Genomic DNA, 16233 nt, shown 5'->3' with positions numbered 1-16233 from the left:
ATGCGGCAAGCCGTCCGGAAGCGTATGACCTGACCGATGGCGAGGAAAATAACACTCCGTTAACAGGATTAGTATCCCCTTACATTCCTTACAAAAGTTACAAAACTCTAACTATGAACTGAAACGCTTCAGCACCCCATCAGGGCGCAATTGTGTAAGGAAAATCAATAAATAAGGTGATTATTCTGCGGGTGATGAGCTGTTCAGCCAGCGGTGATTGAATACCGTGAGCGGCAGAGCTTCTGCGTAGAGATAGCCCTGACCGAGGGTGATACCGCGCGCCAGCAGCCAGTCGCGCTGCTCGGCCGTCTCGACGCCTTCGGCAATCACATCAAGGTGAATGATTTCCGCGATCGCGGCGACAATGCGCACCATGGTGTCGTCATCCGGCAGTGCGGCAACAAAACTGCGATCCATTTTTAACTTATTCACCGGCAGCGCTTTGAACTGGTGCAGATAGTTGAGGTTGGAATACCCCATGCCGAAATCGTCCAGCGCCACCGCCACACCGGTTTGCTGCAGCGAACGCAGCAGCGCCATCGCCTGTTCCGCATCGCCCATCTGCGCGGTTTCAGTAATCTCCAGCACAAAACTGCCGGGTGCGATGCGGTGCCGCTCCAGCAGACCCTGCAGATGGCTGACCATGCTGGCATCGCGCAGCTGCATCGCGGAAATATTCACGCTGAGCGGAAGATGAATGCCGCGCCGCTGCCAGCCGGCAATGATGCGGCACGCCTCTTCAAACACCCAGCGGCCGATGGCGGAAATCACGCCGATCTCCTCCGCGCTGGCAATAAACTCTTCCGGCAGGCCATAACTGCCATCCGGCATGCGCATGCGCAGCAGCGCTTCGGCGCCGGTCAGCGCGCCGGTTGCCATATTAATTTGCGGCTGCAGATAGAGCGTGAACTGCCCTTCCTGCAACCCCTGCAAAATGTCGTGCTCCTGCGTCAGCCGTTTCTGCGCGCGCTCGGTGAGCGCCGGATCAAAGAACAGAATCTGGTTCTTGCCGTGATGGCGTGCAGACATCATCGCCGAGGTGGCGCGGTCCAGCTGTTCGCCGGCGGAGAGCGTGGCGTCATCGTGCAGCGCCAGGCCAATACTGGCATTGGGCCGCAGCTGCAGCTGGTGCAGGTTCACCGGCTGGTTAATGCGCAGCATCAGGTTGCGCGCCAGACGCATCGCGCGGAACGGGTTGTGCGCGCGCTTCATCAGCAGGGCGAAGTCGCTTGGTCCGGTCTGCGCCAGCAGCGTGTGGTCATCAATGGTGCTGCGAATCTTTTCCACCAGCGTCAGCATCAGCGTGTCGCGCTGTTCATCGCTCAGTACGCCGTTGGCTTCCTGCAGGGTCTCAATGCGAATGGCCATCAGCCCCCACGGCTGGCGTCCCTGATAATGGCGAACGTGCTGGTCCAGCAGCGCCAGAAACAGCGCACGGTTGGGCAGGTCGGTCACGGCCACGTGCGTGGTCAGACGGCTCATTTCATCGTGAATCGATTCCAGCACCTGCTGGTTGCGATTGTAACTGCGGATCAGCATGCCGATTTCATCATCCCGGTGGTCAGGCGGCAGCGCCAGCTTATGGGTGAGGATGGCCGGTGGTGGCAGCTCCTGCAGCTCACGCGAGATATGGCGCAGCGGATGGACAATCAGGCGGTTAATACACCAGCTGATGGCCACGGAAAGGATCAGGGCCAGCAGCAGATAGGTGGTGATCATGGTGGAGAGCGTGCTGAGCAGGAACTGGTAAACCCGTGAAGAGTCCGCCTGCAGCACCAGATAGGCAATCGGCTTCGGCAATCCGCCGCGCTCGACGGAATAGAGCGGCAGCGTGATTTGCACCGGCAGCTCAAACAGCCGGGCAACCAGCCGCGGCACCGGCTTTTCCGGCGCAAAATCCGCGTGCAATGCCTGGAAGGCGTTGGGCAGTACCACATCGGCGCGCGATAAAATGCCGGCGGGTTTCAGGGTGTTGAGAATGCGCTCCGCCTGCGGAATGTCCGCTTTCAGCACCGCTTCAGAGAGCGGCTGCCGCACGGTATGCGCCACGTTTTCCATTTGCTGGGCGTAGTCGACTCTGCGCTGCTGCACAAAGTGGAATAACTGGATAACGATAAAGATACAGATAGTAATCAGCGCCACGGCGGAAACGGTGGCCATCTGCTTTATCGTGAGCGAGCGACTGACGCGCAACAAAAATTCTCCTGGCTGCAGTGAGCGATGGTAGTGCCTGAAATGCGCAGCAAGTATATCCCAGGTCAGCGGGTATGTGCGCCGGGATCAGGGGGAAAATCGCGGAAGTGAACGCCTTTGTGCGACGTTTCGGAATTTTAACGCTGCCGGCCGTGCGGCAGCGTGTGCGCAAAGAGGCGGCAGGCAGCCCCGGCTGCCTGCCTGCTAAAGCTACTGCGGATAAGCCACCCAGTCGCCGCCATTCAGGCGGATCCAGGGTTTGCCCTGATACATCATGACGACGGCGTTGTCGTTTTCCGAAACCACCGGCGTCTGCGGCAGATGATCCGTCAGCACCGACATATTGACGTTTGGCGCGTTAAACACCTGGCCATCCACCACGCGCGACACCAGCTCAGAGATCGCCAGCAGGCTGGTCGGGGTATCCACATTCAGCGGCTGTCCCTGATGCGGGGCTTTCATACCGACAAATTTAATGCCCACCGGTACGTGCGTAATGGACGGACTGGGAATGTCACGCAGGCCGGACATCTGCATTTTGTCTCCCTGCAGCGCCGCCCCGTGCTCCGGCACGACCAGCACCATCACGCGGCGCCCCGATTTCTCCAGATTGGTCAGGAAAGTATCCAGCTGATCAAACAGCACTTTGGCGCGTGGCTGCCAGTCAGCGGTACGAGTGCTGCCCAGCTCGCGCGTGCCGTCATGCAGCGGGATCAGGTTGTAGAACGTGGCGCTGCGCGCATCGCTGCTTTTGCTGCGCTCGTCGAGCCAGCGCTGCATCAGCTGGCCGTCGTTAAACACCGGCGAACCATCGAACGACGTCAGCTCCGGCGCGATACCTGTCTGCGACATCAGCGGCGCCTGCATGTTGCCATCCTCGCGCAGCTCTTTGAGGTAGTTACCAAATACGCCGGTGTGGTCCATCATCAGCTGCTGCCTGAAGCCCAGTCTGGCGAGATTATCAAACAGGTAGCAGCGCTGGTCGGTGGTTTTATACAGATCGCTGTGGGAGGTCTGGCCGCAGCTGGCGCGCAGCAGCCGGATGCCCGCCGGGCCGCTGTAGCCGGTCGCGGAGTTGTAGTTGTTGAGCACGATATCAAAATGGCGCCACAGCGGATGATCGCGCAGCTGCGCCACGTCAATATCTGACCACGACAGCGAACAGATGTTGATCACCAGAATATCAAACGGCTGCGAATCCGCCGGCAGCGCATCGGGGAAGTGCGTGACGCGCTGACGTTCGCTGTCATAAAAACGGTTAAGCCACGCCGTCAGGTTGGCGCTGGTGGGCGGCGCAGACTGACCCAGCCCTTCCGGCGTTTTCGTCAGTGCCGGTTGATCGTTCAGCACCACCGCTGGCGCGGCGGCTTTGCCCGGCAGCAGGTTCAGCGACGGACCGGCAAGGGTCAGCACGTTGAGCCAGATCAGCGCCAGCGAGACCAGCACGGTAACGCGAATCCACTGCGCCACAAACAGGTAGAGCACCAGCAGTACAAAAGCGGCGCCGATCATTTCCCAGTTAATAAAGCGCGCCAGCAGATCCAGCAGATAAGCCGCCGAGAAGCCAGCAAGCTGACTGCCCTGACTCAGCAGTGAATTCAGCCCCGGCAGCCAGGTATCGTGCCAGAACAGCGCAAAGCCCACGGGCAGAGAGATCCACTGCCGCACGCGGTGCAGACGCGCAGAGGGGAGTGGAAACAGCAGCCAGGCCAGAAAGACCAGATTGCTCAGAGCGTGAAAATTGAGATAGCCGTACCACAGCAGGCCAAATTTGAGCAGAAAATAGACATTCCAGCCACCCAGGCCGCGCCAGTGTGCTGCAGGCAGCCTTGCAGAATTGTTATTCATGTTTATCCGTTTTGGTCGATTGACGATGCCACAGCCCTTCGGCTTTCAGCGCGCGCGTGGGCAGCAGACGCATCAGCAGGCTGTTGCTGCGGCGCGGCAACCAGCGCAGCCACAGCGATTTGAAAAACAGCAGAATCAGCAGCAGCAGAATGGCGATTTGCACCCAGTCCATCAGGGTCATACGCGATCTCCTTCAATATCCAGACTGAAAGGCTGCGGCGTTTTCGCGACGTCGGCATGCGCGGCAGGTGCGGCTGTGGCGTCGCTGATCGGAAGCGCCGCCGTGACATCCCGCTGCGCCGCCGGCGTCAGCTGGCGCACGTTGTCCACTTCGGCCAGAATCTGGTTGTCCGCGAACCACACCATCCGGTTACTGAACAGCTCGTCGTGCGGCAGGGAAAAAATCGACTTCAGCGCAATGTCCAGATCGTTAAAGCGACAGGAAGAGAGGAACAAATAGAGGCGATCGCCCACCAGCGTGACCAAATCGCCAAAACGGCGCGGTTTGCACAGCGTAAGTACCTGTTCCGGTTTCAGCTGAGGCACCGGACGCAGCGCCACCATCAGCCCTTTATCGTTTTCCGGCAGCAAAGTATTGGCCATCAGCTGCTGCACCGCTGCGCAGAAGCGATCCAGCGCCAGCCAGCCCTTTTGCTGCAGAGGCTGCAGGGCCTGCATCAGCGCCGTCAGATCGGCCGGTACATGGCGGGTAAACTGCTGCCCCTGAATGCCTTCCAGCGTGGTCAGGAAGCGCGACAACGTGGCGCTGCCGGGTACAATGACATTGACGCCGCAGGCCAGCAGCAGGCGTTCATCGCTGTAACGCAGGCTGGTGTGCAGTTCACGCACCACGATTTTCAGCGCATTGCCGCGCGATCGCCGCAGGCTGTGGACCAGCCTGGCCAGCGCCTGAATATCCTGATTGTGGGCCAGACTAAAGATGACGGTGGCGGCGCTGGCCTGCTGGGCTCGCGTAAACACCGCTTCATTATCATTAAACAATTCCCACTGGGCGGAGAGCGGCGGTGCGCCTTCCAGCACGCCCTGCTGAGCAAGAAACTGATGCTCATCATTCAGGCTGAGTGGCGCAGTCTGCTGCTTTTCTTTTTCCGCGATAAAGTTATTTTCAATACAACTCAAACGGATAGCGCGATCCGCCAGCAAATTATCCCCGGAATACCACCAGTTAATTCGATATTGCCAGCTATCCTGCTGAAAATCTAAATGTGCCACGCCGTCAAGCTGACGAAAATAACGCGGCAGATGATTGCGCAAATGAATTATTGTCGTACCGGCGGTCATAATAAGCAGCGTCATTTGTTTTTTGATCAGCAGACGACGCAGCCCTTTAATCCACAGCGTCATCTCCTGTGGCGAGAATTTACTCCACACGGCTGCCTGCGTATAAAACAGCACCAGCCCATTGCGCTTATTCAGCACGCGCGCAAGGTCATTCTCCAGCTGCAGCAGGCTGGCTTTATCGGACGGCAGGGAAAAGAGCGGAATGCGGGCCGGGCCAGCGGCCGGATCGGGCGTAAGCAGCGCGCGCGGGGCCTCATCAGCGCTGATCAGCGTGGCGGCCTCCTGCTGGCTGATGACCTGACGCAGCAGGGTTCGCGCATCCTCAGGACGCTGGCTGGTAATCCAGTAAAACCCTGGCGATTGCAGAGTAATTAATTCCTGCTGAACCTGTTGCAGGCCAAGGGCATAGCGATTTTTCATATTTGATTCGCGATCAGGACAATCCAGGCTAGTTTAATATAGACGGCGACGATTGGAACTGCTGAAATAAAAAAAGCTTCGCCGGAACAACTCATTTCGATGTCGATGCGCCGCATCGCTCACTTCGGTTCAACCGCCGGCAAAAATAGCGTTGCGCTCCCTGGATTGTCTTTTTTGATGGCAAAACGTAATGAAAACAGAAAATGCTTTTTCGCTGATCGCTTCTGCCAGTGAAGATCAGGATGATATTAATGCGCTGAGCGCTGCCTTTGGGCTGAAAGCCTTTCGCTACATTGATATTGCGCGTGAAGCGCGGGTAAATACCCTGCTGGCGCGCTGGCCCCTGCTGCGTGAAATGCTGGACGTTGCGGAGCGCGAAGACGAATGCCGGTAATTGCGTTACAGGGACTGCGCGGCGGCTGCGGTGCGACCGCCCTCAGCGCAGCACTGGGCTGGGCGCTGCACCGGCTGCAGGCGTCCGTGCTGCTGATTGATGCCTCACCGGCGAATCAGCTGGCTGCGCACTTTAATCTGCCGCTGGATCACGCGCCGGGCTGGCTCCCTGCCCTGCTGGAACAGCAGCCGTGGCAGCACAGCGCGCAGCGCTACCAGCCGGGGCTGGATTTTCTGCCGTCAGGCCTGCTGACGCATCAGCAGCGCTTATCGTTACCGCAGGCGCCAGCCACCCTGACCGCCCCGCTGCTCAATGCCTTACCGGCCCTGAAAAAGCGCTATCAGTGGATTATTTTCGACCTGCCGGCGGAACCGCTGCCGTGCCACGCGCCGCTTTTGCAGGCAGCCGATCGCCTGCTGCAGGTGCTGACGCTGGATGCCAATTGCCAGCTGCGCCTGCACCGTCACGCCTTCAGCGCGCCGACGCTGTTCCTGATCAACCAGTTCAACGCCAACAGCCAGCTGCAGCAGGATCTGCATCAGCTGTGGCTGCGTTCCCTGACGCATCTGATTCCGCAGGTGATTCACCGCGACGAAGCGCTGGCGGAAGCGCTGATGATGAAGCAGCCGGTGGGTGAATACCGGCCGCATGCGCTGGCCAGCGAGGAGATCAACACGCTGGCGAACTGGCTGCTGCTGCACGTGGCCGGAGGTGCCGCGTGAATCCGCTGCGCTGGCTGCTGGTGCCGCCGGTCTGGCAGGCGCTGCAACAACGCGCCCGCACGGCGCGCACGCACGGTGCCGGCCGCCTTACCGTGGCGCTGCACCTCGTCTGGTGCGTGCTGGCCTGGTCGCTGCTGCGGCTGGAGTCGCCGGGCTGGCAGTCGATCCTGCAGCAGCGTCACCGCTACTATCCGCAGATTTCACCGCTGCGCCCGCGCCCGCTGGATGCCCTGCGCTATCTGTTACAGAGCCTGTGGCTGATGCTGACGCTGCCGCAGGGCAAGCGCGTGCGCAGCGGGCGTCAGCGCTTCAGCGGTCTGTTCCGCTGGCGACACCGGCTGTGGCACTGGCTTGACCGGCTGCCGGCGCGTCTTGTGGCCAGTGGCGTGCCCGATCGCGCCGAGCAGCAGCTGCAGCGCTTGCCGCTGCGCCTGCGCCAGCTGCTGTTTATTCTCACCGCGCTGGTGGCCAGCCTGCTGGCGCTGCTGTGTATCTCGCAGCCGTTCAGTATCACCACGCAGCTGGTGTTTGTGCTGTTACTGTGGGGGCTGGCCATGCTGGTGCGCCGCGTGCCGGGCCGCCTCGCCACCATGATGCTGATTGTGCTGTCACTGACCATCTCCTGCCGCTATTTGTGGTGGCGTTATACCGAAACGCTCAACTGGGACGATCCGCTCAGCCTGATCTTTGGCCTGCTGCTGATTGCTGCAGAAACCTACGCCTGGACCGTTCTGGTGCTGGGCTATTTTCAGACGCTGTGGCCGCTTAACCGGCAGCCGGTTTCCATGCCGCCCGCCATCGACAGCTGGCCGTCGGTGGACATTCTGGTGCCCACCTATAACGAACCGCTCAGCGTGGTGAAACCGACGATTTATGCCGCGCTGGGCATCGACTGGCCGCAGGATAAACTGAATATCTTTCTGCTGGATGACGGCACGCGCGCTGAGTTTCGCGAATTTGCTGCCAGCGTCGGCATTCACTATGTAGTGCGCGCCACGCATGAGCACGCCAAAGCCGGCAACATCAACCACGCGCTGAAAACCACCTGCCGCAGCGAATACGTCGCGATTTTCGACTGCGACCACGTGCCCACGCGCTCGTTCCTGCAGCTGACGCTGGGCTGGTTCCTGAAAGATCCGCGTCTGGCGATGCTGCAAACGCCGCACCACTTCTTCTCGCCCGATCCCTTTGAACGCAACCTCGGCCGTTTCCGACAGACGCCCAACGAAGGTTCGCTGTTTTATGGCCTGGTGCAGGACGGCAACGACACCTGGGACGCGGCCTTCTTCTGCGGCTCCTGCGCAGTGCTGCGCCGCACGGCGCTGGATGAAATTGGCGGTATTGCGGTGGAAACCGTCACCGAAGATGCGCATACCTCACTGCGCCTGCACCGCCGGGGCTACACCTCGGCGTATATCCGTATTCCGCAGGCCGCCGGGCTGGCCACCGAGAGCCTGTCGGCGCACATCGGCCAGCGTATCCGCTGGGCGCGCGGCATGGTGCAGATCTTCCGCCTTGATAATCCGCTGTTTGGTAAAGGGCTGAAGCTGGTGCAGCGCTTATGCTACGCCAACGCCATGCTGCACTTTCTGGCGGGCATTCCCCGCCTGATCTTCCTGCTGGCACCGCTGGCCTTTCTGCTGTTCCACGCGTACATCATTTATGCGCCGGCGCTGGCGATTGCCATCTACGTGCTGCCGCACATGGTGCATACCAGCCTGACCAACTCACGCATTCAGGGCCGCTGGCGTCACTCCTTCTGGAGCGAGGTGTACGAAACCGTGCTGGCCTGGTACATCGCCCGGCCAACCACGGTCGCGCTGTTTAATCCGCACAAAGGCAAGTTTAACGTGACGGCCAAAGGGGGACTGGTAGAGCAGCGCCATCTCGACTGGGTGATCACCAAGCCGTATATGCTGCTGGTGCTGCTGAACATCGCCGGTATTGTGATGGCCTTCTGGCGCATGGCGCACGGCCCGTCGAATGAAATTCTCACCATCTGGGTCAGCCTGGTGTGGGTGATTTACAACATGATCATTCTTGGCGGCGCCGTGGCGGTCTCGGTGGAAGCGCGGCAGATTCGTGAAGCCCACCGGGTGGAGATTGCCATGCCCGCGGCCCTCGCCCGCGGTGACGGCCACATGGTGCCCTGCACGCTGCGCGACTATTCCGATGGCGGCGTCGGCGTCGAACTGCGTGAAGCGGATGCGCTGAAGGAGAACGAAACCGTCTCGCTGCTGCTGCGCCGCGGTCAGCAGGAGTTCAGCTTCCCGTGTCAGGTGCAGCGCGTGTTTGGCCGCCGTGCCGGTATCCGCCTGCATCAGCTCACCACGCAGCAGCACATCGAGTTTATCCAGTGTACTTTTGCGCGCGCCGATACCTGGGCGCTGTGGCAGGACGGCTTCCCGGAAGACAAACCGGTGCAGAGCCTCGCCGACATTATGGTGCTGGGTTTTAAAGGTTATCTGCGACTGGCGGAGTACGGCCCTGCGCCGATGCGCCGCCTGTTCCGCGGCCTGACCGTACTGTTGCGCTGGCTGGCCACGCTGCTGCCGCAGGGCGTGAAACCGTTGCCGGCCTCCGGCAAAACCGATTTTTATTAAGTTGATGATACGACCATGACGAGAAAACTGAGCTGGTTCACTGCCCTGCTGCTGGGCACCGCTTCTCTGGCCCACGCTGCACCGCAGCCAGTGACAGCCGACACGCCGGCCGCCGCCGCGTCTGCCCCCCTCACGCTGGCGTCTCCGCCTGCGGATGCCAGCGCACCGCTGCGCGACAGCCAGCTGCTGTTCAGCCAGGTGGCACCGCCGCCCGGTAGCATCACCCTGCGCGGCACGCAGCCCGACAGCCAGATTGAATTTGGCGTACGCAGCGACGAAGTGGTGACGCGCGCGCTGCTGACGCTCAGCTACCGTCCGTCACCGGCGCTGCTGCCGGTCCAGTCACAGCTTAAGGTCTACCTTAATGATGAGCTGGTGGGGCTGGTGACGGTCAGTGCCGATCAGGCCGGAAAAGAGAACCAGACGCAGCTGCCGATTGACCCGCGCTTTATCAGCGATTTCAACCGCGTTCGCCTCGAACTGGTGGGCCACTATGCCAACGTCTGCGAAAACCCGGCCAACAGCACCATCTGGATGGACATTGGCAAAGAGAGCAGGCTGGATCTGACGCTGCAGAAGCTGCCGCTGAAAAATGATCTGTCACACTTCCCGGAGCCGTTCTTTGACGCGCGCGATACCCGTCCGCTGCAGCTGCCGATGGTATTCAGCGGCCCGCCGGATCTGACGCAGCAGCGCGCGGCGGCAATCCTTGCCTCCTGGTTTGGCAGCAAAGCGCAGTGGCGCGGCCAGTCCTTCCCGGTGCTGTATAACCAGCTGCCGTCGCAGCAGCACGCGGTGGTGTTTGCCACCAATGCGCAGCGTCCGGCCTTCCTGCAGAATTTACCGCCGGTGGATAAACCCACCGTGCAGATGATCAGCCAGCCGGATAACCCGTATCAGAAAATGCTGCTGATTACCGGCCGCGACGATAACGATCTGATTACAGCCGTTGAAGGCATCGCGCAGGGCGAACTGCTGCTGCGCGGCGAAAGCGCCACCATTGATGAGGTGAAGCTGCTGGCACCGCGCCAGGCGTACGATGCGCCGAACTGGGTGCGTACCGATCGCCGCACCACCTTCGGCGAGCTGGCGCAGTACGCGAATCAGCTGCAGGGCGATGGATTACAGCCCAATCCGATCAGTCTGACGCTGAACCTGCCGCCGGACCTGTTCCTGGTGCGCGCGCGCGGCATTGATATGGATCTGATCTACCGCTACACCTCACCGCAGCAGCAGGACGGTTCACGACTGGCGGTACACCTTAACAATCAGTTCATGCAGGACTACCCGCTGACCAGCAAAAGCACCGCCGGACAGCAGCTGATGCGCCTGCCGCTGATTCAGGGCCTGCAGGACAACAGCCGTCAGCTCACCATTCCGGCGCTGCGTCTGGGGGCGGTCAACCAGCTGCGCTTTAACTTTGATTATGCCAATACCTTTGTCGGCGGCACGGCCGATGGTCGCTGTGAGACCGTCACGCCGGTGGATCACCATGTTGTGGTCGATGATCGCTCCAGCATCGATTTCTCCGGCTATCGTCACTATATCGAAATGCCGTCGCTTGGCGCCTTTGCCAATGCCGGCTTTCCGTACAGCCGCTATGCCGATCTGGCGCAAACGCTGGTGCTGGTCGGCGTGCAGCCGGATGCCGGCGCGGTCAGTACGCTGCTGAATACCCTGGGCAATATCGGTGCCCAGACCGGCTATCCGGCCCTGCGCGTACAGATGAGCGATGACTGGAGCAAAGCCCGTGCGCAGGATGCCGATCTGCTGTTGATCGGCACACTGCCGGCGGATCTGCAGGGCAACCCGTCGATCAACCTGCTGGTGGATCGCGCCCGCAGCTGGATCAACATGCCGGCACGCCCGGTCAGCGCAGAAAGCGCCCCGCTTACCGCCAGCGATCGTCGCGTGGAAAGCCAGACCGGCATCCGTTCTAACGGTCCGCTGGGCGCGATTGTCGGCTTCCAGTCCCCGTTCAGCGATCAGCGCAGCGTTGTCGCGCTGCTGGCGGATAGCCCGCGCGGCTGGGCGCTGCTGAACAACGCACTGCTCGACAGCAGCAAGCGCGCCGCGATGTACGGCTCAGCCAGCGTGGTGCGCGAATCCGGCGTCGCCAGCGTCCGCGTCGGTGATACCTACTTTGTTGGTCACCTGCCGTGGTGGGAGCGCGTCTGGAATCAGATGGCAACGCATCCGGTGTGGCTGGCGCTGTGTGCCGTCGCCGTGGTGCTGCTGTTTGCCCTGATGGTGTGGCGTCTGATGCGGATGGTCACGCGCCGCCGCCTCTCCGGGCTGGATGAAGATGAATAAGTTACCCCTTGCGCTGCTGATCGGCGGCGCGCTGGCGGGCATTGCCAGCGCCGCCCCCGGGCCGGAGGTGGCGCCGGTGGCGTGGCTGCTGATGCAAATCCGCACCGGTGAATCGACCAATAAATATGACCTGGTGCAGCAGTCACTGTACCGGCTGGAAAAAATTGACCCGGATAATCCGCAGGTGCTGGCAGCACAAATCCGCATGGCGCTGCGCCAGGGCGATCGCGACAAAGCCCGGACGCTGCTGGATACGCTGAAACATAACGCCCCGGACGATCCGGCTACCCGCGAGTCGGAAGCCGGCCTGCGGCTGGTCAGTGATGAAGGCCGACAGCAGTTGCAGCAGGCGCGTCTGCTGGCAACCGCCGGCCGCATAGAGGAAGCCCGAACCGCGTGGGATGCACTGTTTCACGGCGTCTTTCCCGATGTGAACACCGCGCTGGAGTACTGGCGGCTGGTAGCCCGTCTGCCCGGACAGCAGCAGCTTGCCCGCCAGCAGCTGCAAAGTCTGGAGCAGCGTTATCCCGGCAACATCGGCGTAGAGCTGCAGCTGGCGCGCATGGCGTTTGAGCAAAATCAGCCGGATGACGCGCTGCGCCAGCTGCGGCAGCTGGCCAACCGCGACGGCGGACGCGACGCCGCAGCCGAACTCTGGCTGCAGCAGATCCAGAATCAGCCGGTCAGCGATGCCACCGTCGCCAGCCTGAAGCAGTATCTGCAGGTGTTTACCAGCGGCGACGCGCAGCAGCGCGGCGAGGAACTGCTGGCACAGCAGCAAAAACTGCTGGCCGATCCGGCTTACCGGCAGCGTATGCGCGGGCTGGCGCTGGTCAGTAACGGCGCCGGGGCGGAGGCCATCCCGACGCTGCAGGCGGCGCTGAAAGCCAATCCCGATGACGCCGATCTGATGGGTGCCATGGGCCAGGCTCAGGCGCGGGCGAATAACCGCGCCGCCGCCATCGACTGGCTGCAGAAAGCGATTCAGGCCGGCCAGGCCAGCACGCAGATTGGCAAATGGCAGTCGCTGTTACAGACCAATCGCTACTGGCTGGCGATAAATAACGGCGATGCGGCGCTGAAAAAAGGCGATCTGGCCGGCGCGGAAAATCAGTATCGCAGCGCCAGCGCGCTGGACAGTCAGGACAGCTGGGCACTGATCGGCCTGGGCGACGTGGCGCTGGCGCGCAAAAACGCCGCGCAGGCGACACAGTTCTGGCAGCAGGCGCTGCGTCTCGACAAAAGCAACAGCACCGCTCAGCGCCGGCTGACCGATCTGCACAACAGCGAAGTGCTGGCGCAGGCCGACGCACTGGCGCAGCAGGGAGAGTGGGCGCAGGCCGCCACGTACTATCGCCAGGCGTGGCAGAACAGCCCGGACGATGTCTGGCTGGCCTGGCGTTTCGCCGGCGCGCTGCGTAACAGCGGCGCGGCAGCGCAGGGCGCACAGCTAATGGAAACGCTGGTCCGCCAGCATCCGCAGGACCCGGCCGCGTACTATGTCCAGGCGCTGTGGCTGTCGTCAGATAATCAGGATGATGCCGCGCTGGCGGTGCTGCACCGCCTGCCGGAAGCGCGCTGGGATAACAACATGCGTGAGCTGAATCAGCGGCTGACGCAGGATAAAGTGTTTGCGCAGGCCAGTGCGCTGCGCGAGCGCGGTGACGAACCGGCGGCGCTGGCGCTGCTGCAGCAGCAGCCCGCTTCCGTGCGTCGCGACATGCTGCTGGCCGACTGGGCGCTGGAACGGGGCGATGCACGCAGTGCGCTGGCCGGTTATCAGCATATTCTGCAGCAGGATAACCGGAACAGTGACGCGGCGCTCGGGCGCATTGAAGCCCTGCTGGCGCTGCAGCGTCCGGCAGAGGCGCGCCACGCCCTGGCCACTCTGCCCGAGCCCGGAGCGCCGCAAAGCCTCAATACGGGCCGCCGCATTGCCCTCGCGTGGCAGAACAGCGGCGACCCTGTGCAGGCGCAGCAGCGGTTTACCGCGCTGAAACGTCTGGCGGAGAAGACGGCACCCTCGCAGGAGAAGGCGCTGGTGTATCGCGATGCTGCACGGCTGGAAGCGCAGCAGCAGCAGCCTGACCAGGCACAGCAGGATTACCGGCTGGCGATGGTCGCCAGCGCCATCACCCCGGCGGTGCCGGCCTCCGGTGCAGACTACACCCGTCTGACGCGCAATCAGCCAGCGGATGACTGGCTGAAACGCAGCATTCGCAGCGATGCTGCCGACCTCTATCGCCGGCAGGACACCACGGTGACGCTGGAGCAGGACTACTCCCGCGATAAAGGCAACGGCGGCACATCCGATTTTACCGCACACACCACGATGCTGCAGGCTGAGACGCCGCTGGCTGACGGGCGCGGCTTTGTCCGCGTCGATCAGGTGCAGGTCTCGGCAGGCACTTTCAGCACCACGGATAACAGCCATAGCGCGCTGTTTGGCAGCTGTAATGATGCCAGCGCCGGTGGCTGTCGCCGCGACTTTACCCAGCGCGATACCGGCACGGCGCTTGGCGTCGGCTGGCAGAACGATCGCTGGTCCGCCGATATTGGCACGACGCCGCTGGGCTTCACCGTGACCAACTGGACAGGCGGCGTGAGCTGGAAAACGGACGTTGACGATCTGGGCGTGACCTTCACCGCGTCACGCCGGCCGATCTCCAGCTCGCTGCTGGCCTTCGCCGGTGCGAGCGATCCCGCCACCAATGGCGGGAAAACCTGGGGCGGCGTGGTGGCAACCGGCGGCGGCATCGGCCTGAGCTACGACAAAGGCGGCGCACACGGCGTATGGGCGGATATCAGCGCGCATCAGATCAGCGGGGAGAACGTGGCGGATAACAGCCGTGAACGGCTGATGGCGGGGTATTACTACAAGCTGATTAACGCGGATAATCAGCGCGCCACTATCGGCCTGAACAGTATGCTGTGGCATTACCAGAAGGATTTAAGTGATTACACCTTTGGTCAGGGCGGCTATTACAGCCCGCAGCAGTATTTCTCGCTGGCGGTGCCGCTGACCTGGCGACAGCGCACGGAGAATTGGTCGTTTGACCTTGGCGGCTCCGTCTCATGGTCACGCTCGCGTACCGCCGGGCAGGCGCGCTATCCGGTCAATCCGGGCTTCACGCTGGCGTCCAACCCGGTTTCTGCCAGCAGCAGCGGCAGTGGTTTCGGTTATACCCTGCAGGCCACCGTGGAGCGGCGTATTACCCCGCACTGGTCGGTGGGGCTGGCGATGGATATTCAGCAGGCGAAAGATTACACCCCGAGCCACGGCCTGATTTATCTGCGCTACTCAATGGCGGGCTGGAACGGCGATCTCGATCTGCCGCCGCAGCCGCTGGTGCCTTACGCCAGCTTTAAATAACGCCGGAAAGCGGATCGGCGGACGTCAGCAGCCCGTCCGCCGGTGTCGCAGCGGTTAGTGCTTCTCCTGATACGCCAGCCAGGTCAGCAACTGCAGGCTGGCAGAGAAGTAGTTCTGCTGCGGGGTGAGCTGGTCGGTCAGATATCGGGTTTCATTCAGCGTCAGATCGCGCACCGCCGTCAGCCCGCCGTCCATGTTATAGGGGGCCGGCGTATTGGCGAGCACATCAAACCAGGCTGGCGTGCTCTGCCGGGGATAGCCCTGCCAGACGCGCTGGAACGGCACCAGACGCAGGCTTTGCGGATCGTACCACCAGATATTCAGCGGCACGCGAATGGCGTCATAGCTGAAGCGGTTTGAGTACCCCAGCGCCGGGGCCAGCGATCCATCGGCGTTCAGCGCCACCCAGTCCAGCGGCAGCCCGGTTTTACCAAACTGCATTTTACCCAGCAGCGTCATGCCGTCGTCGATCAGGCTGTTCCACACGCGCAGATGGCTGTGCCGGGCAAACTCGCGCCATGCGGTAAACAGGAAGTAAGAGGGATTCAGCACCACATAGCTGGTTTTGTTGAAGCCCTGCGCACCCGGCAGCATGACGGTATAGCCGGCATAGCTGATCACCGTGTGCTTCACCACCGCACGCTGAATACGATCGGACGCCTGCTGATAATCACCACCCCACTTCTGCGCCGCGCGCTGCAGTGCCCAGGCGATCAGCACGTTCCCGTCGGCGGCATCATTCTTATCGGCAACCGGATCGCTCGCGTCCGGCGTATAGCGCCACCAGAACAGATCGTTTTGTGGATTACGCAGATGCGTGCGCGTCCACTGCCACAGCCGATCAAAGGTGGCGCGATCGTTATTGGCCACCGCCAGTAACATACCGTAGCCCTGACCTTCCGTATGGCTGACATTGTTGTTTGCCGTATCGATAATGCGGCCATCGTCGCGCATAAAACGGCTTTTATAGGTACTCCAGCCGTCGGCGGCTGCCTGCGCACTAAAGCACATCACCATGAAACAGAGCATCCACTGACGCCATAAGCGCATCATTTTCATCACAGC

At 61.7% G+C, this 16233-nt stretch carries 10 protein-coding genes; 5 read left to right on the top strand and 5 right to left on the bottom strand.

The window, feature by feature from the left end:
* Positions 1-180: 180 nt before the first annotated feature.
* From hmsP to bcsE, 4 genes are all read right to left on the bottom strand, one after another.
* Positions 181-2193 (bottom strand): biofilm formation regulator HmsP, encoded by a 2013-nt coding sequence (gene hmsP, locus D8B20_RS00505; protein WP_186454417.1) that lies wholly within the window; start codon positions 2191-2193, stop codon positions 181-183.
* Positions 2194-2403: 210 nt separating this feature from the next.
* The gene (gene bcsG / locus D8B20_RS00500) at positions 2404-4041 is read right to left on the bottom strand and encodes a cellulose biosynthesis protein BcsG (RefSeq protein WP_145886142.1); all 1638 of its coding nucleotides are present in this window, start codon (positions 4039-4041) and stop codon (positions 2404-2406) included.
* Positions 4034-4222, bottom strand: a complete 189-nt coding sequence (gene bcsF / locus D8B20_RS00495) for a cellulose biosynthesis protein BcsF (protein WP_145886140.1) — start codon at positions 4220-4222, stop codon at positions 4034-4036. The genes bcsG and bcsF overlap by 8 nt, the downstream gene beginning before the upstream one ends.
* Positions 4219-5763: a cellulose biosynthesis protein BcsE gene (bcsE, locus tag D8B20_RS00490; RefSeq protein WP_145886138.1), complete on the bottom strand. Its 1545-nt coding sequence runs from the start codon at positions 5761-5763 to the stop codon at positions 4219-4221. The genes bcsF and bcsE overlap by 4 nt, the downstream gene beginning before the upstream one ends.
* Before the next feature lie 190 nt (positions 5764-5953).
* Here bcsE and bcsR point away from each other — a divergent pair, with 190 nt between their 5' ends.
* The 5 genes from bcsR to bcsC are packed head-to-tail and all read left to right on the top strand — an operon-like array spanning position 5954 to position 15168.
* On the top strand, positions 5954-6157 hold the full coding sequence (gene bcsR / locus D8B20_RS00485; RefSeq protein WP_145886136.1) for a cellulose biosynthesis protein BcsR: 204 nt from the start codon (positions 5954-5956) through the stop codon (positions 6155-6157).
* Positions 6148-6879 (top strand): cellulose biosynthesis protein BcsQ, encoded by a 732-nt coding sequence (gene bcsQ, locus D8B20_RS00480; protein ID WP_145886134.1) that lies wholly within the window; start codon positions 6148-6150, stop codon positions 6877-6879. The genes bcsR and bcsQ overlap by 10 nt, the downstream gene beginning before the upstream one ends.
* Positions 6876-9482 (top strand): UDP-forming cellulose synthase catalytic subunit, encoded by a 2607-nt coding sequence (gene bcsA, locus D8B20_RS00475; protein ID WP_145886132.1) that lies wholly within the window; start codon positions 6876-6878, stop codon positions 9480-9482. The genes bcsQ and bcsA overlap by 4 nt, the downstream gene beginning before the upstream one ends.
* 15 nt (positions 9483-9497) lie before the next feature.
* Positions 9498-11795, top strand: a complete 2298-nt coding sequence (gene bcsB, locus D8B20_RS00470) for a cellulose biosynthesis cyclic di-GMP-binding regulatory protein BcsB (RefSeq protein ID WP_145886130.1) — start codon at positions 9498-9500, stop codon at positions 11793-11795.
* A complete protein-coding gene (bcsC, locus tag D8B20_RS00465) occupies positions 11788-15168 on the top strand; it encodes a cellulose synthase complex outer membrane protein BcsC (protein ID WP_145886128.1) in 3381 nt (1126 codons plus the stop codon). Before bcsB ends, bcsC begins: the two co-directional genes overlap by 8 nt.
* A gap of 54 nt (positions 15169-15222) precedes the next feature.
* Here bcsC and D8B20_RS00460 read toward each other — a convergent pair whose 3' ends face one another.
* Positions 15223-16227: a family 8 glycosyl hydrolase gene (locus D8B20_RS00460; RefSeq protein ID WP_145886126.1), complete on the bottom strand. Its 1005-nt coding sequence runs from the start codon at positions 16225-16227 to the stop codon at positions 15223-15225.
* Positions 16228-16233: the final 6 nt, after the last annotated feature.

Source organism: Candidatus Pantoea soli, assembly GCF_007833795.1.
GTDB lineage: Bacteria > Pseudomonadota > Gammaproteobacteria > Enterobacterales > Enterobacteriaceae > Pantoea > Pantoea soli.
This window is presented reverse-complemented; position numbering and strand designations above follow the sequence as displayed.